Below are 18,155 nucleotides of genomic sequence, written 5' to 3'. Positions count from 1 at the left end.
AGAAAATGGGTTTATTCACTCCGTAGGGATTTGACCGGGTTCATCAGCGCGGCGCGGATGCTTTGAAAACTCACCGTGGCGAGGGTGATCAGCAGGGCTACGAGCGCGGTCAGCACAAAGACCGACGGACCGATATGAATCTGGTAGGCAAAATTTTCGAGCCAGCGCTGCATCACGTACCAGGCCAGCGGCGAGGCCAGCACAATGGCGATGACGACCAGTTTCAGAAAATCGCCCGACAGCATCAGCACGACGTTGCCCACCGTGGCACCCAGCACTTTCCGGATACCGATCTCTTTGGTTCGCTGCTCTACATTGAACGACGCCAGCCCAAACAGGCCTAGGCACGAAATCAGGATCGCGATGAACGTGAAATAGCCCACCACGGTTGCCAGCCGGGTTTCGGCTACGTAGTTTTTCTGAAACTCATCGTCCAGAAAGCTGTAAGCAAACGGCTCGCTGGGGTTTGTCTTTTGCCAGGCGGCTTCTACCGACCGCAATACGGCCTGTATATCACCTGCCTTAACCCGCGCCACCACGTAGTTGTAGTTACCGTCGCCGTTCAAGGTAAAGGCGTAGGGCGTGATGGGCAGGTGCAGGTCTTCAAAATGAAAATCCTTCACCACGCCTACAATCGTAAAACCCTCGCGGGTGCCGCTCCGCTCGGTGTAGGCTTTCTGACCGATGGCCGCCTGCGGCGACGCATAGCCCAATTCTTTCACGGCCCGCTCGTTCAGGATGACGTTACCGGTATCGGCTGGGTACGTTCGCGAAAATAACCGACCCGCTACGGGCCGAATTGCCAGCGTATTCAGGTAGTCGAAGTCGATGCGGTTCGTCCGGGTACGTTCGGCCTGCTGTACTGTCTGTCCTTCGCCGTAAAACGAGGCATCTTCGGGGTTGAAAATACCCGGATAATAGGCCGACGCCCCTACCGCCGCGATCTGTGTGTTGCTGGCTAGGGCATTTTTGAGCGCCGTGTAGCTGGCCTTGGCGTTGGCACTTCGCAGCGGAATTACCAGTTGCTGGTCTTTAGTAAAACCAAGGTCGGCCGAGCGTAGGAACGTCATCTGCTGCCCAATCACCAGCGAGGCAATGATCAGGATTGCCGACAGCGTGAACTGGAACACCACAAGCCCCCGCCGCAGCGACACGGTAGTCCCACCGCTGGCGCGGCCTTCGCGGCCTTTCAGCGCCAGTATGGGCCTGAATGACGACAGGTAGAAAGCCGGGTAACTGCCCGCCAGCACACCGGTGAGCAGACTCAGCCCGAAAAAGCTACCCAGCAACAGCAGCAACTGGCCCGTTGAGAAGTGGACCGTCTTGCCCGATACCTGTTCAAATACCGGAACCAAGAGCCACGTGACGCCCAGCGCCAGCACGAAGGCAAACAGGCTGACGAGTAGCGACTCGCTCAGAAACTGCCCTACCAGCGACCCTTTCGCTGCTCCCAGCGCCTTCCGGATCCCTACCTCTCCCGACCGCCGGGCCGACCGGGCCGTGCTCAGGTTCATGAAATTGATGCAGGCGATGAGCAGGGTGAAAACGGCTACCGAAAACAGAATGTACAGGTACGTCAGGCTACCGTTGGGGGTTACGTTGTGGGTCAGATCGGTATGCAGGTGAATGTCGGTTACGGCCGTCAGGAACTGCCGCTTATCGAAACCCGCTGCTTTCAGGTCTTTACGCATGTACTTCTCCACAAAGGCGGGCAACTTGGCTTCCAGCTTGCGGGCGTCGGTGTCGGGCTTTAGCTTCAGGTACGTAAAAAACATGTTGTTACCGGCCATACCGGTCTGGCTTTTCACGTATTGCTCCAGCCCGCCCCCCGCAAACGACAGGAAGAAGCGTGCGTTGATGTGCGACGGCACCGTACCCGGCCGAAACACGCCCGTGACGGTGTAGTTGTTGTCGCCGTTGGTGTTGCTTTCCACGTGCACCACCTTATTGAGCGCCGACTCGTTTCCGAACAGCTTATGGGCAATTTCTTCCGAGAGCACAATGGCATTGGGCTCTTTCAACGCTACCTGAGCCTGCCCTTCGACAAACGCGTAGTTGAAGAAGTCAAAAAATGTAGGATCGGCGAGGTAGCCGTCGGTTTCGTAAAAAACGCGCCTTGTGTTGGCGGGGCCGTCGTAGCGCAGTAAGGTTTTATCTTCGGCAAAAAGGCCTACCAGTCGCGTCGTACTGCTGATCTCGGGGTATTCCTGCCGGAGCGCATCGGCTACGGGATAGGGAGTGGCAGCCGTTTTGTTTTCCCCATCGGGCCTGACAAACACCGTCCCGATCTGGTACAGCCGGCTCACCTCCGGATGCTGCGTATCGTAGCTCAGTTCATCGAAGATGTAAAGGCTGATGAGCAGGCAACACGACAGACCTGCCGCAAGCCCCAGTACGTTGATCAAGGAAAAAGCCTTGTGCTTGGCAAGATTCCGCCAGCTGATTTTGATGTAGTTCGATAACATAAGGATGTAGGGGATTGGGGCTGGAGGCGAAGGGCTGGGGGCTTGGATTTGCTGATCTTCGTGCCCTCGGCCCCTAGCCCCATGCTATTCAGCTCGTAATGATTTCACGGGATTCATGAGGGCGGCGCGGATGCTCTGGAAGCTGACCGTGAGCAGAGCGATGGCCACCGCCAACGTACCGGCGAGGGCAAACACCCACCACTCGATATCGATCTTGTAAGCGAAATCCTGTAACCACTGGCGCATAGCCCACCAGGCGAGCGGTGTGGCAATTACGATGGCAATGACCACCAGTTTAAGGAAGTCTTTGCTCAGCAACGCAATCAGGCTGGGTACGCTGGCGCCCAGCACCTTACGCACGCCGATTTCTTTGGTCCGTTGTTCGGCCGTGAATGCCGCCAACCCAAACAACCCCAGACAGGCGATGAGCACGGCCAGCGCGGCGAAGGTTAGCGCCAGCGTACCGACCCGCTGTTCGGCGCGGTACATCTGGTCGAAGCCATCTTCCATAAACTCGTAGCTAAACGGTTGCCCCGGCACCAGCGTCTTCCATTTCGCCTCGATCTGACGCACCAACGCGGGTAGGTTGTCGCTGTTTATGCGGAACGCCGCGCCGCCCGAATTCGGGTTCAGCACCATGCTCAGGCCGCCGATGTTTTGCCGAAGCGATTCGTAATGAAAATTCTTGACGATCCCGATCACCGTGTATGTCTTGAACGTTTTGAGCTGATTATCAGCAAACGTGGCGATTCGTTTACCCACCACCGAGTTGCCGCCAAACAGTTTAGCCGCCGTTTCGTTGAGCAGAATAGCCGATGAATCGGAGCCAAATGAGCGGGAGAAATCGCGCCCCTGCACGATCTGCATGCCAAACGTTTTGATGTAATCGTGGTCGATACCCCAGTTCTGCATGTTGACGGCCTTGGCCTGTTCAACCTGACCTTCCGGGAAAAACGACGTGTTGCTTCGGTTGCTGGGTGTGGGCAAATACCCCGACACGGACCCCTGCACGACACCGGGTAGTTGCAGCACTTCCTGTTTGAAGGTTTCGGCGCGGTTACCCAGCACGTTTACCCCGTTGATGGTCAGCATGTGATCGCGCTGAAAGCCCAGGTTCTTGGTCTGGATGTAGGTGATCTGCCGGTACACGATCAGCGTGCCAATGATGAGCACCACCGACATCATAAACTGAAACACCACCAGCCCGCTTCGCAGACTAACACCCCGCCGACTGGTGTTGGTGGTGGTATTGCCTTTGAGCACCGCAATGGGCCGGAACGACGACAGAAACAGCGCCGGATAACTACCCGCCAGCAGGCCAACCACCACGGGCAGCAAGACCAGCATCACCAGCCAGTAGGGCGACAGCAATTGCTGAAGGCTAAGCGTTTTGGCCGCCACGTTGTTGAACAGGGGCATCAGCAGGGCTACGAGGGCCAGTGCCAGCACCATTGCCAAGCCGGTCATCAGCACCGATTCGGCCATAAACTGGCTCATCAGCTGGCTTCGCTCCGACCCCAGCACCTTCCGGACGCCCACTTCTTTGGCCCGCCCGGCCGAGCGGGCCGTTGCCAGATTCATGAAGTTGATGACCGCAATCAGGAGAATAAACAGCGCCACCGCCGAGAAGATGTAGACATACTGGATGTTACCGTTGGGGGCCAGTTCGATCTGCTGGTTAGAGCGCAGATGAATGTCTTTCAGCGGCGTCATCCAGAGATGGAACCGATTGCCTGCTTGCTTAAACTGGCTGAAGCTGGAGCCGATAGCCGCCTGAAACTGGGGCCCGCCGTATTTCTCCGTAACCACGTCCAGATTTTTGGCAAAAGCCTCGGCATCGGTACCGGGTTTCAGCACGATGTACGTATGGTGATTGTTGCTCAACCATTGCCCCCAGGTGTAGTCATCAGACACCATCGACAGGAAAAAGTCGGCGTGGAAGTGCGTGTTGGTAGGCATGTCGCGCATGAGTCCCGTCACTTTGTAATCCTGCTTGTCGAACAGCAGTGTTTGTCCCATCGGGTTCTGCTTTCCAAAATGGCGGCGTGCGGCCGATTCGCTGATCACCACCGTGTAGGGCTGCGTCAGCGCCTGTTTAGGATCACCGCTGATGAGTGGCAGTGTAAACACATCAAACAGCGTAGAGTCGGCAAACGTGATGTTGTCTTCACGCAGCATGTTGATCGTACCCGCCCGTTTAACGGGGTACGTACCCCGCTGATGGAGCCGCACATACTGTTCTACCTGCGGGTAATCCTGCTTGAGCGTTGGTCCGACCGGGTCAGGCGTTACAGCCATGTTCATGTTGTTGCCGCCGAACCGGATATCGACGTTCAGGCGGTAGATGCGGTCGGCTTTGGTGTGGTAGCGGTCGTAACTCCACTCGTCCACCACGTACAGCATAATCAGCAGGCAACAGGCTAGCCCAAGCGCCAGCCCAAACAGGTTGATGGCCGTATAGCCCCCCTGTTTGCGGAGGCTGCGAAAAGCCGTTTTGAGATAGTTCGTAAACATATGTGTTTGGGTTTAGAGCGTGGGGCAACGGGCAGAGGGCGCGGGGATTTTCCCCTATTGACCCCTTGCTCTAAGCCCCATGCCCCTAGTTAGTCGGCTCGAAGGGATTTGACGGGATTCATCAGGGCCGCGCGCAGGCTTTGGTAACTGACCGTGATGGCTGCTACCAGCACCGTTGCCAGCAGCGCAACGATGAACGTGGCCGGCCCGACATCGATGCGGTACTGAAACGATTCGAGCCAGTGGCTCATCACCCACCAGGCCACCGGCGCGGCTACCACAAAGGCTACGATGATCAGGCGGGCGAACTCGCGGCTAAATAGCCATAGAATGCTGGGCACACTGGCGCCCAGCACTTTGCGCACGCCAATCTCTTTGGTCCGCTGATTGACCATAAACAGAATCAGCCCATACAGGCCCATACAGCCAATCAGCAGGGCGATACCGGCGAAGAAATTGACCAGCCGCCCCATGGTCTGCTCTTCTTGGTAATTCTTCTGAATCTGGTCGTCGACAAACTCATGGATGAAGTAGTTGGCCGGGTAGAGGCGGTTATATATGGCTTCCAGTTGCGCCAGCACCCGTTGGTAATTACCGGCTCGCAGTTGCAGGCTGGCGCTGTAATAATTAGCGGCTTCGGTGCTGAAAAACGATGGGCCAATCGGCATTTTCAGGTCGTTCTCATTGTAGTCTTTCAACACACCCACAATCGTCAGCGGTGCGTGGCCGCCTTTGTGCAGGAATTTGCCGAGCACCTGTGCGGGATCGCGGTAGCCCAGTTTGCGCACCATCGTCTCGTTGACCAAGGCCTCGCGCATGGTGTCTGATGGGTTCAGGTTGCGACCGGCTACCAGTTTCAGACCAAAGAGCGACACGTACTTATCGTCGATCCAGGTTTGCTGTGGGCTGAATTTCTCTTCGTCGGGGCGCGTGTCGAACCGCACGCTCGTGGTGCTCCGCCAGCCCGACTGGGGTGCACCACTCATCGAGTAGCTGAAGCCCGTCACCTCGGGCAGCGCCGTAGCCAGGTTCCGGAAGGTGCTCATTTTGCTCAGGTCCTGTTGTTGGACGGACGGCAGCCGCACCGTCAGCAAAGCCTCTTTTCGGAAGCCCAAGTCTTTGTTCTGTACATAATGCAGTTGGCTAGCGACCACAATGAGCCCGATAATGAGCATCTGCGAAATGGCAAACTGCGTCACGACCAGGCCGCGCCGGATGGAGAAACCACCCGCCTGCCGCGTCGTGAGCCGACCGGCCAGCGCCACCACGGGCTTGAACCCCGCCAGCACCAGCGCCGGATACAGGCCCGCCAGCAATATGACGCCCGCCATCAGCAGCAACAGCCAGCCAACCACCGAAGGCGAAAAGTAGAACGTGAACCGAAAGGCCCCGTGCAGGTACGTCTGCGCCAGCGACAAGCCGTAGTTGAATACCAGCAGCGCCACCCCCATCGCCAGCGTAACGATTAGGGCCGTTTCGCCCATAAACTGACCTAGCAACTGCTGCCGGGTGCTGCCCAGTACTTTCCGAACGCCCACCTCGCGCGAGCGGTTCAGGGCCTGGGCCGTAGCCAGATTCACGAAATTGATACTCGCCGTAATGACCAGAAACAACCCGATCACGAATAGGGAGGCCAGCAGGTTTTTGCTTACCCCGCCAAATTCGGTGTTGAAGTGAAGGTCACGCAGCGGGTGTATTGGGTACGTCGTAATTTTCAGGTTATCGGGATTATGTTTTTTCAGAAAGGCCACCATATCCCGGTTCCAGTTGGCGGGCGTGTAGCGGTCGTTGAGCAACACGAAGCAGTGCGTACTGCTGTTTGTATTTTCGAAATTGTCGTTGAGTGGTCGGCCCAGAAAGTCGGGGAGCGTCGCCCGCGAGCCAATGATCTCGTAGGCATAATCGGTGTTGTCGGCATAATCGGTGAAGACTCCCACCACCCGCGCCAACGTGTGACCATCGAGCTTCAGCACGCGCCCCAGCACGTCGGTACTGCCCAAAAACTTCCGGGCCAGTTTGGCGCTGAGCACCACCGTTCCCGGCTCATTCAGCCCGGCAGGGCCACCCGATAGCCAGGTATAATCGAATAGCTTGAAATAGGTTGGCGTGGTAAACGCGGCTTTGGCCTCGGGCTCTCTGAATTTCGCGTCGACCCCGCCTCTGGTGTTACCGGGCACCACAACCATCGGCTCTTCCCACTCCTCGATCATCGCCAGCGCTTCAATCTCGGGATGGTCGAGTTGCAGCGCATCACCAAAGCGCTCGGGCACGCCAGGCGTGTATATATCGCCGTCCGACGTTTTGAATACCGAGGTAAACTGATAGATCCGGTCGTAGTGCTGATGGTGGGTATCGGTGCGGTAGTGATAGCGGACAAGAGCGAACAGCAACAGGGCGCAGCCAATACCTAACCCCAGCCCCGAAATGTTGATGAGGGCATACAGCCGATTGCGGCGAAGTGTCCGTAGGGCGATGGTTAGGTAGGAGCGAAACATAAACGAAACAAGTTGAGTAAACAAAAGAAGTCAACTGTTGTGCCACGACGCAAAAATGCCCTTTCTAAGCTAGAGAGGGCATTTTTGCTCATCAATCCTGTCCGATACTGGACAACTTGCTGTCCGAATGGGAACAGCGTCTTGGGTTAGTCGGCTCCAAGCGACTTGACGGGGTTCATCAGGGCGGCTTTCACGCTTTGGAACGAAACCGTCAGCAGCGCGACGGCGACCGACAACGTACCTGCCAGCGCAAACATCCACCACTCGATGTCGATTCGGTAGGCAAAATCGGCCAGCCAGCGGGTCATGGCGTACCAGGCCATGGGAGTGGCGAGAGCAATGGCGATCAGCACCGGTTTCAGCGTATCCTTCGAGAGCAGGCCAACCACGCTGGCAACACTGGCTCCCAGCACCTTACGTACCCCAATTTCTTTTCGGCGTTGCTCGGCGGTAAACATCGCCAGCCCGAACAGACCCAGGCAGGCAACGAAGATGGTCAGCCCGGAAAAGAGGCCCAGCACGCGGCCCGTTCGTTGCTCTGCCAGGTACGTCTGCATCAGACTTTCGTCCAGAAACGTGTAGCTGAATGGCACGTCGGGTTTGAACGCGGCCCACTGCCTGTTCAGACTAGCGAGCAACCCGCTCACGTCTTTTGTTTTCGCTTTAATGATGATCGACCCCTCGCCTTTTCCCAGCACCATAAGCAGGGGCGTAATGCGTTCGTGGAATGATTTGAAATGGAAATCCTTCACCACCCCAATGACCCGGTACGTTTGTCGGCTCCCGTCATTCTCGGCATGCGTAATGATGTGGCCCAGCGCATTATTTCCCCAACCATAAACACGGGCAGCGGTTTCGTTCAGGATCACGCCCGTTGAATCGGTCGGGAATTGCGGGGAGAAATTACGACCCGCCACCAGTTTCATGCCCATCGTCGGAATATACCGGCCGTCGATGTCATAGCGTAGCGTGGTAATCAGCTTCGACGAGTTATCATCGGCATACGAAATAAAGTTGTTGTTGTTGGTTGGTCCGGCCGGTAAATAACCTGACACGCTCACATTGGCCACCCGCGAATCCTGCTCCACTTGCTGGCGGAAAACGGCTTCGTTTTTACCCAGTCGCCACGCGTCGCGCAGCACCAGCACCTGGTCTTTATCGTAGCCTAGCTTGGTGTGTTGAATGAAGTTGAGTTGCTGGTAAACCACCGTAGTGCCCACCATCAGCAGCATAGCGATGAAGAACTGGAACACGACCAGTCCGGACCGTACGCCAACGCCCGACTTGCCTGCCCCACTAAACGGCGTACCTCCTTTCAGCACCGCAATGGGTTTGAACGACGACAGGAAAAAAGCCGGGTAACTGCCCGCCAGAAGCCCCACCAACGTACCCAGCAGCAAGATAGCCGGCACCAGCCAGTGTGTTTTCAGCAGATTCAGGCTTAATTCTTTTCCCGTCAGATCGTCGAAGAAAGGTAAGGATATGGCAACCAGTACAACCGCTAAAATCAGTGAAACGGCCGTCAGCAGCAGCGACTCGGTCAGGAACTGGGTCGTCAGGCTGGAGCGCAGCGAACCCAGCACTTTCCGAACCCCCACCTCTTTTCCACGTTTCGACGCCCCGGCTGTGGATAAGTTCATAAAGTTGATGCAGGCGATCAGGAGCATGAATACGGCGATGGCTCCAAAAATCCAGACGTACTGGATATTACCTCCCGCTTCCAGGTTCCCCGTCGTATCGGAATGCAGATGAATGTCGATTAAGGGATTTAGGAACAGGCCGATCTGATTCCCTTTTTGCAGGAACTCGTTCATGGTCATGCCAAACGCTTTCTGCAACTGCGGACCCATGTACGTGGCCACTACCTTCGGCAGTTTCGCTTCCAGTTGCGTATAGTCGTAGCCTTTGGGCAGCAGCAGGTACGTATGGTATTCCGACGTCATCATCGACGTGGAGTTGGCGTCGGGCACCCCAACCAGCGACGCGAAAAAGTCGCCGTGGAAATGCGAGTTCGTAGGTACGTCCTGCATTACACCGGTCACCATAAAGGCTGTTTTCCAGTCCTTTACCGTCAACCGCTTTCCAATCGGGTTTTCGTTGCCAAAGTATTTAGCCGCCGCCGACTGTGAGATAACGACCGAGTTAGGTTCTGCCAGCGCACGTTTGGCATCGCCAGACAGGAGCGGCAGGGTGAAGACCTGGAAGAAGTTGGCGTCGACATACGCGAAACGTTCGTTCGGAAACGATTTTTCGCCGTAGCTAATCAGCGACGGCCAGGCGGCGCGCAGCCGGGTAGACGCCTCTACTTCGGGGTAATTGGCTTTTAGAATCTGCGCCACGGGCGGCATCACGTGTGCCTCCCGAATCTTCTGCCCGTTGATCGACGCCCTGAACACCACCCGGACAATACGATCGGCCTTTTCGTTGTAACGGTCGTAGCTCTGTTCGTCGAGAATAAACAGGCCGATGAGCAGACACGTACCCAGTCCCAGGGCTAACCCAACGATGTTGATCGCCGAGAAGGCTTTATTACGGATCAGGTTCCGCCAGGCGATTTTGAGATGGTTCTGGAACATAAGATGCGGGCAAGTGCCATTAATTCACTAAGGGTTATCCAAATCGGATACCTCAATTTCAAATATCTGATAATCAGCTAACTAAAATCGATATTCTCTTTACACCTGTCCGCATTCGGACGTTTTGATTTTATAAACGGACAGCAGCGCAGGTGTTGTGTCAGGTTGATTTACAGGTCAACCGGCCGGGCAGTTCTCGGGTACGTGGCAGCCAAGCGGAATGAATAATCCTTAAAAAGTAATCAGTCATTAGAACCGTAACGGCCCGTCGGTACTCACTGACTTATCCCGTTCTGCTCTTTACTTCTCTTTTCACGCATGCTCGCACAACTCACCAAGCTATCAGGCGTTGGCAGGCTTTTCACCGGGTTAGCCATCTCGGCTTTCAGATTCTGAAAACTGACCGTGAGCATAGCAACACCAATGGCGAACGTACCTGAGCGCGCGAACACCCCCACCCGTCGAGGTCAACTTTACAGGCGAAATCGCGTAACCAACCGGTCATGGCGTTACCCGTTGCTAGTCGGGGCCTGAAAGCGGGCTTATTGCTCACTCCACGTTTTTCAGCGACTCGGCCAGCCGGATTGTGGCGATTTTCCAACTTTGCCAGCCGACCGACACCACCGCAGTGAACAGCACCAGCGCGTTGGCCACCAAAAACGGCCCCGCCTCGATCCGCAACGCACTCGTAAACTGCTCAGTGGCCCGCAGCAACGCCGCAAAACCCGCCATGCAGAGCGCATTGGCCAGCCCACTCGCCAGCAATAGCAGCAGCATGAATTCGCGGTTCACCAGCAACAACACCTGCGCTACCGTGGCCCCCAGCACCTTCCTGACGCTCACCTCCTTCACACGCTGCACGAAATGCTGCGTGGCCAGTCCGTAAAGGCCCATGCAGGCAATGAGCAGGGCCAGCCCCGACAGGTAGCCGAAGCTTACGGCCATCGTTTCCACCGCTGAATTGAACGAATCGAACACGTCTTTCTGGTAAAAATGCGATAGCGGTATATGCGGGAATTTGGCTTTCCAGGTACGTTCCAGCGCCGCCACGACACGCGGGCCACTACCCGGCACAAACCGCACGAGCATGTACTGATACCGCGCTGCTTCGGCCACCCGAAACAGGGCCGGGCGCATCGCTCCTGACCCCATCAGCTTCACATCGGCGAGCACACCCGCCACCGTTACCAGCTGACTATCAACCCGAATGGCCCGACCAATGATCGGCTCTTTCAGGCCAAACGTGCGCACAAACGTTTCGTTGATAAGCACCGATTGCTTGTTTTCGGCGGGGCGTTGCGGGCTGAAAAACTGCCCTTTTGCCAGTTCCAGCCCCAGCGTTTGTACGTATTCGGGGCTGACATCGTATCGCATTGCCCGCTTCTCGACGCCGCCCAGGGTTAGCTGCTGCGAATTCAGCGACTCGCCGACGTGGAATTCGGCGGCGGCCACCCCCTCAACAGCGGCATTCTGGAGGAGTTCATTTTTCAGGATTGTGTACTGCGTGCTATCGGTTAGGCGCAGCACGAGCGAGGGCGAGGGGTCGTAACCCCAGTGGAGCCGCTGCCACTGCCTCCCCGCGTTAGACAGCACCACACCGATGATAACGGCTACGAACGCCAGCGCAAACTGCCCCACGAGCAAGGCCCGCCCCAATTTACGCTTGCTACTAAACGTCAGCCTCCCGGCAAAGATCACGATCGGCCGAAACGACGACACGTACAGCGCCGGATAGGCCCCCGATGCCAGGGCCGTAAACAGCAGAATACCAACCAAAAACACCCAAATTGACTTATTTTGGCCGAAATTCATCGCGATGTCGAGCACCATAATCCGGTTGAAGAGGGGTACCAGAAACACCTGCGTGATGAGCAGCCCCAACCCCAGGGCGATGGCGCAGAGCAAGAGGTTTTCGGCCATAAACTGCCCAATGAGCTGTCTCCGCGTGCCGCCCAGCACCTTCCGCATACCAATTTCCTTCAGCCGCCGCGACACGCTGCCCAGCGCAATATTGACGTAGTTGGCGCACGACACAGCCATCATTACGAAGGCAATGGCCACAAACACCGCCGACGCATAGGGATCGTTGGCTTCGGCGGGGCGACGGCGCACCTCGTAGGCGTTGGGCGCGGGGTGGCGCAGGTTGTCGAGCGTAAGCGACCGGATGGGGTTTTCACGGTTTTTGGCATTGTAACGCGCTACATACCGGCTCATCTGTTTCGTAAGCGCGGCGACGTCGGTGGGTTGGTTCAGTTCCACAAACACGGCCTGGATGTGCGTGCTCCAGTCCTGGTTTTTCAGGGCGGTGTGGCTTGGGTGATAGCCCGTCAGGAAGTCGAAGCGGAAGCCGGTGTTGGTAGGGAACGCCTCGGCCACGCCCTGAATGGTAAATTGTTTGGCCTCGCGTGTACTTGTCACGAGGGTGAAAGGTTGCCCCACCGGCAGTTGGCCGGGAAAGTATTTTTCGGCCATTTCTGCACTGATAATGAGTGCATTGGGGTCGCGCAGCAGGACCGGAGTACCGTAGCGCAGGGGAAACGTGAAGGCATCGAAGAAGTTGGTATCGGCGTAGGTAAGCTGCTCATCGACAATGGTCTCTTTATTGAACACCTGCACGCCCTCCCGCTCGACCCGCACGGTCTGATTCACCTGCGGACAGTCGGTTTTCAGGGCACTGGCCAGCAGCGCGGGTGCATCGCCGTAGGTACGTAGTTCGCCGTTCTCTTCGGTCGTGTATTCAACCATAAACAGGCGGTCGCCTTTGGCATGAAAATCGTCGAGGGTGGAGAAGTTTTTGAGTATCAGGAAGGTAGTAATCGCGCAGGCCACTGCCACCGACAGACCCACAATATTAATCGTCGAGGTTATTTTGTTGGCAAGCAAGTGCCGCCAAGCTAATAGAGCGTATGTTTTCAGCATCATAAAGTCGACGTACCCACTATCAGTCGTCGGTAGTATGTTATACAAGGTACGTGCCAAAACATAAAAAGGCCACTTCTAATACAGAAATGGCCTTTAGTTTCAGGTAAGTTGTCCAGTTTCGGACAGATGGTTGTCCGGTTTGATCGGTAGAGGCCGGTCTCTACTCAGTTCGTAAACTCTTCACCGGATTCATCAGCGCGGCTTTGATGCTCTGGTAACTGACGGTGAGCATGGCAATGACGATGGCTAATGTACCGGCCAGCCCAAACACCCACCATGAGATTTGAATCTTGTAGGCGAACGTACCCAGCCATTGGGTCATGGCCCACCAGGCCAGTGGCGAGGCGATCATGATGGCGATGACCACCAGTTTAAGAAAGTCTTTGCTCAGCAGGGTCACGATGTTGCTCACACTAGCGCCCAGTACCTTCCTGACGCCGATTTCCTTCGTCCGTTGTTCGGCCATAAAGGTGGTCAGGCCAAACAAGCCGAGACAGGCAATCAGGATAGCCAGACTGGTGAAAATCAACAATAAGCGCCCCTGTTTCTGCTCGGCAGCGTAATGGCGGGCAAACCGCTGATCCAGAAACTGATACTCGAAAACGCCCGCCGGTTCGACCTGCTGGTATACCTGCTGAATCAACGCCAGCGCGGCTTCGGTCTGCCCCGCCCGTATGCGCACGTAGACGTTATCCTCGTCGTTGGCATCGGGTGGGAGTTGCAGCACCAGCGGCTCAATTTTGTGTTGCAGCGAGTGGGTGTGAAAATCCTTCACCACCCCGACTACCTGCCGCTCGGCAGGCCCTTGGTTCGAGAAAAACTTTACGCGTTTGCCGATTGGGTTTTGCCAGCCCAGTTCCCGCACCAGCGTTTCGTTCACCAGCACAGCGTGTTGCCGGTCGGCGGCCACGTTCTGGCCTGAGAAATTCCGGCCCTGCGCCAGTTTGATTTCCATCGTCGGCAGAAAATCGGGGTCGACTTTCAGCGTGCGCGTCATCCGGGTCGCTTCGCTCATCTTGCCGTCGACTTCGAAGAAATAACCGCTGCCGCCCAGATCGTTGGTACCAACGGGATTGCTCGCTGCTGCGACGCGCTCGATCAGGGAGCTGCCTAGCAGTTGGGCCTTGACAGCCGGGATTTGCGTGCGGGTCTGTTCCTGGTTGAGGTGGAACGTAAGTACCTGCTCTTTGTTGAATCCGAGCGGTTGGGCCAGCGCGAACCGCAGTTGCTGGTAGATAATCCCCGAGGCGGCAATCAGCGCCACCGTGATCACAAACTGAAACGTAACCAGCGACTTCCGAAAGGCCAGCGTCGCAGCCTGATCGCCCAACTGCCCGCGCAGAGCCGTAACCGTGCGCGCCCGCGACATAAACAGGGCCGGGTACGCGCCGCTCAGCAGCGTGGTCAGCAGCAGGAAACCCAACACAGCCAGCGCACTGTAGCCAGCCCCAAACCGTTCCAGCGACAGTTGCTTGCCGGTCAAGTCGTTGAATAGCGGTAGGGCGCTCTGTGCCAGCAACAGCCCCAGAGCCGTTGCCATCGTGGTCAGTAGCAACGTTTCGGCCAGAAAGAGCCCCACCAACTGCCCCCGGCCGGAGCCGATCGCCTGCCGGATACCCACTTCCCGAATGCGGATGGTCGACCGGGCGGTGCTGAGATTCATGTAATTGATGCTGGCCAGGAGCAAAATCAGACCGGCGATGATGGCAAAGACCCAGACCGTCTGGCTGCTGCCATTGGGGCCGGCTTCATAATCGAGGTTGGAGTGCAGGTGAATAGACGTGAGCGGCTGCAACTCCATTTTGTAGGCTATATCGCCCAGCTTTGCCTTAAGAATTTTCTGGAAGAAAGTCGGAAACTGCGCCTCCAGAGCGGCCCGGTTTGTTCCCTCGCGCAGCAGCAGGTACGTATACAGGCTCGACTCCTGCCATTCGCCCGAAAAATTGGTGGGGAGTGAACGGATACCGCTAAACGTCAGGTGCGCGTTGCTGGGTACGTCGTCGATCACGCCCGTCACGACGTTGCCGAAGTTATTCTCGAACAGTACCGTTTTGCCCAAGGCCCTGGCCGGATCGCCAAACAGGCGGCTGGCGAGTGTCTGGGTCAGCACGATGGATTGGGGTTTGCTCAGCGCCGTTTGCGGGTCGCCGTACAGAAACGAATGCGTAAACACCCGAAACAGGCTGGCGTCGGCGAATACGATATCACCAGCTTTAAGGGTCGTGTTGGCGTATTGCAGCGTACCGCCGCCCTCGGGCAGTATACGCACGGCCTCTTCGATGGCTGGGTACGTTTGTTTGAGGGTGGGCGCGAAGGGTGCCGACGTAACGGCAAGGTGCAGGTCGCCCCCCTCCCACTGCATGTGGTGTACTACCCGCACAATGCGGTTGGCTTTTTCGTTAAAGCGGTCGTAGCTCAGCTCATTGGCCACGTACAGCGCAATCAGCAGGCAGGTCGCTAGCCCCACCGCCAGCCCAAACACATTGATGCCGCTATAGATGCGGTTTTTCCACAGGTTGCGGAGCGCGATTTTGAGATGATTCCGAAGCATATAGCGGGTGGCGTCAGTGGTGAGCCGGTTGTGGTGATTATTCAGTCCGAAGCGACTTGACAGGATTCAAGAGGGCGGCGCGGATGCTTTGCAGCGAAACCGTTGCCAGGGCAATGGCGATGGCCAACGTACCGGCCAAAGCAAATACCCACCACTCGATCTGAATCTTGTAGGCGAACGTACCCAGCCATTGGGTCATGGCCCACCACGCCAGCGGCGAGGCGATCACGATGGCGATGACCACCAGTTTAAGAAAGTCTTTGCTCAGCAGGGCCACGATGCTACTCACACTGGCGCCCAGCACCTTGCGCACACCAATTTCCTTCGTTCGGCGGGCTGTACTGAATGTAGCCAAGCCAAACAGGCCCAGCCCCGAAATCAGCAAGGCCAGCGACGCGAAGCCGCCGAAGACCTGCCCCGTCCGGAGGTCAGACTGGTAGGTTTTATTGAAGGTATCGTCCAGGAACGTGTAGGTGAAGGGGCGGTTGGGGAATTGCTGCTTCCAGGTACGTTCGATCTGCAGAATCGTCTGCGGCAGGTTGCCCGCCTGTAGGCCAATAGCCATCTGGCTTTCCCAGCCTTCGGCTAGTGAATAAATCATCGGCTCGACAGTGCGCTTCAGATCAGCGTGGTTGTAGTCGTCGATCAGGCCCACCACCTCGCCAACCTGCGGTACCTCCTTGTAGCCGCCCGCGCTGTTGGGGTCGTAGGCAAAATTGTAATAGCCCGTTCGTTTCCCGGCGATGGTTGTCCAGCCGAAATATTGCATCGCAGCCCGGTTGACCAGAAAAGCCGTTTTATCGGCGGCCCGATTCCGGTCGAAGTTGCGCCCTTCCAATAGCCGGATGCCGAAGGTTTTCAGGAAATCGGCGTCGACCGTCAGGCGTTGGATACCGCCGGTTTGTGCTCCTTTCGGAACAAATTCGCTCACCAGTTTGGCCCCCATCGCCGCCCCGGACCCCGGCAGGCCAAAGGCCCGCGTAGCCGACCGGACACCCGCCAGCGTTTCGACCTGCCGTTTGAACTGGTCTTTGGCTTCGTTGGGCGCATCGCGCAGGTCAAGCGTCAGCACCTGCGCGCGTTGGTAGCCCACGTTGGTCTGTTGCACATACCGCAGTTGGGCGTAAACAACCAGCGTGGCCACGATCATGCCCACCGACACGGCAAACTGCCCCACCACCAGCGACTGCCGGATAGCCGCCCCCCGCGTGCCCTGCGCCGTGGCTTGCCCGCGCAGGACCACCACCGGCTGGTAACGCGCCAGCACAAAGGCCGGGTAGCTACCCGCCAGCAGTACCAGTAGCCCGATGCCCAATCCAAACGCCAGCAGCCGCATAGGTGTAATCAGCGCCAGCATCGATAGGTCTTTGCCCGCAATCTCGTTGAGCAGAGGCGTCAGCAGGGCTACGAACAGCAGCGCCAGTACCAGCGATACACCAATTGCCAGCGCCGCCTCGCCCAGGAATTGTCGCCACAATTGCTCGACCGACGAGCCCAGTGCTTTGCGGATGCCCACTTCTTTGGCCCGGGCCATGGCGCGGGCCGTGGCCAGATTGATGTAGTTGAACACGGCCAGGCCCAGAATCAGCAGCGCCACCAGCGCGAAGGTGTAAACGTAGGTGAGCCGGTTCTGGGCGATGAGGTTGGTACGCAGGTACAGATCGCGCAGGGGCACGAGGCCCATTTTCCAGATGGCTGCATTGGGATCGCCCAGGCTTTTCACGTAAGCGGGCAGTTGACCAGCCAGGTCGGCGACCTGTGTATTGGGGGCGAGCATCAGGTACGTATAGGTATCGCTGCCCCCCCAGTAGTTAGTCGTTACGTCAGCGCCAACCAGTTCATTAGCATTGGCATAGCTGACCAGAAAATCGGGCCGAAGGTGCGTGTTGGCGGGGGTTGGAGCCAGCACACCGGTCACGTGTAGCGTGGCTTTCGGCCCACATTTGATCAGTTGCCCCAGCGGGTTCTGATTAGGAAAATACTGCCGGGCCATCGCGTCGGACAGTACTACGCCGTATTGCTCGCGTAGGGCTGTTTTGGGATTGCCCGATGCCAGCCGGTACGAGAATACGTCAAACAGGCTGCTATCGGCAAAGAAGACTTGTGGTTCGTAGCGGGCCAATGCGGGCGTGGTCATCAGCAGGTTGGCGCGGGTCAGCCGGACCGCCTGCTCGATGGTGGCAAACCGGCTTTTCAGGTCGGTCGCGAATTTACCGCCACTGCTGGGCGCGTTGTCGAATTGCTGCAACAACACGATCCGGTCGGCGTTGGTGTGAAACCGGTCGTAGTCGATTTCATCAAGTACATAGGCCGTTACCAGCAGGCAACCGGCTAGTCCCAACGCCAACCCGATCAGGTTGATTGTGGATGTGGATGAATGGGTGCGCCAACTGCGCCAGGCTGAACGAAGAGTAAACCAGATCATGGGGAGTGGTCGTTACGCGTCGCGCTCATTGGCCCTCGGGACAAACGCCGTCGGGACAGGATCACAAAGCCAGTACAGGTTACCCAACAGCCGTGCCAGCAACCAAAAATGCCCTTTCTAGCCAAGAAAGGGCATTTTTGGTTAACATTCCTGTCCGATACTGGACACGTTTACGTCCGAAAGTGTACGGATATTGGGGTTGTTCGC

General features: G+C 57.1%; 7 protein-coding genes. All 7 read right to left on the bottom strand.

Annotation, left to right across the window (positions count from 1 at the left end; translation table 11 throughout):
* Nucleotides 1–11 precede the first annotated feature (11 nt).
* Nucleotides 12–2,465 carry an ABC transporter permease gene (locus ACAW74_RS19875; protein ID WP_370699975.1) on the bottom strand — a complete coding sequence of 818 codons (2,454 nt, stop codon included), beginning with the start codon at nt 2,463–2,465 and terminating at the stop codon, nt 12–14.
* Nucleotides 2,466–2,549: 84 nt separating this feature from the next.
* Complete coding sequence (locus ACAW74_RS19870) at nt 2,550–4,979, bottom strand: ABC transporter permease (protein ID WP_370699974.1); 2,430 nt, start codon at nt 4,977–4,979, stop codon at nt 2,550–2,552.
* Between the two features lie 89 nt (nt 4,980–5,068).
* On the bottom strand, nt 5,069–7,474 hold the full coding sequence (locus ACAW74_RS19865; RefSeq protein WP_370699973.1) for an FtsX-like permease family protein: 2,406 nt from the start codon (nt 7,472–7,474) through the stop codon (nt 5,069–5,071).
* Nucleotides 7,475–7,620: 146 nt separating this feature from the next.
* The gene (locus ACAW74_RS19860; RefSeq protein ID WP_370699972.1) at nt 7,621–10,050 is read right to left on the bottom strand and encodes an ABC transporter permease; all 2,430 of its coding nucleotides are present in this window, start codon (nt 10,048–10,050) and stop codon (nt 7,621–7,623) included.
* A 549-nt stretch (nt 10,051–10,599) separates the two neighbouring features.
* Complete coding sequence (locus ACAW74_RS19855; RefSeq protein ID WP_370699971.1) at nt 10,600–12,972, bottom strand: ABC transporter permease; 2,373 nt, start codon at nt 12,970–12,972, stop codon at nt 10,600–10,602.
* A 160-nt stretch (nt 12,973–13,132) separates the two neighbouring features.
* Nucleotides 13,133–15,523, bottom strand: a complete 2,391-nt coding sequence (locus ACAW74_RS19850; protein WP_370699970.1) for an ABC transporter permease — start codon at nt 15,521–15,523, stop codon at nt 13,133–13,135.
* Nucleotides 15,524–15,560: 37 nt separating this feature from the next.
* Complete coding sequence (locus ACAW74_RS19845) at nt 15,561–17,948, bottom strand: FtsX-like permease family protein (protein ID WP_370699969.1); 2,388 nt, start codon at nt 17,946–17,948, stop codon at nt 15,561–15,563.
* Between the last annotated feature and the right edge of the window lie 207 nt (nt 17,949–18,155).

Source organism: Fibrella musci (genome assembly GCF_041321105.1).
GTDB classification, from domain to species: Bacteria; Bacteroidota; Bacteroidia; order Cytophagales; family Spirosomataceae; genus Fibrella; species Fibrella musci.
The sequence above is the reverse complement of the archived record's forward strand: the minus strand, read 5'-3'. Positions and strand labels throughout refer to the sequence as shown.

Excerpts from the sequence above, each read along its gene's own strand:
- ACAW74_RS19865 (WP_370699973.1), bottom strand. The coding sequence starts at position 7,474 with ATGTTTCGCTCCTACCTAACCATCGCCCTACGGACACTTCGCCGCAAT.
- ACAW74_RS19845 (WP_370699969.1), bottom strand. The coding sequence starts at position 17,948 with ATGATCTGGTTTACTCTTCGTTCAGCCTGGCGCAGTTGGCGCACCCAT.
- ACAW74_RS19855 (WP_370699971.1), bottom strand. The coding sequence starts at position 12,972 with ATGATGCTGAAAACATACGCTCTATTAGCTTGGCGGCACTTGCTTGCC.
- ACAW74_RS19850 (WP_370699970.1), bottom strand. The coding sequence starts at position 15,523 with ATGCTTCGGAATCATCTCAAAATCGCGCTCCGCAACCTGTGGAAAAAC.
- ACAW74_RS19875 (WP_370699975.1), bottom strand. The coding sequence starts at position 2,465 with ATGTTATCGAACTACATCAAAATCAGCTGGCGGAATCTTGCCAAGCAC.
- ACAW74_RS19860 (WP_370699972.1), bottom strand. The coding sequence starts at position 10,050 with ATGTTCCAGAACCATCTCAAAATCGCCTGGCGGAACCTGATCCGTAAT.
- ACAW74_RS19870 (WP_370699974.1), bottom strand. The coding sequence starts at position 4,979 with ATGTTTACGAACTATCTCAAAACGGCTTTTCGCAGCCTCCGCAAACAG.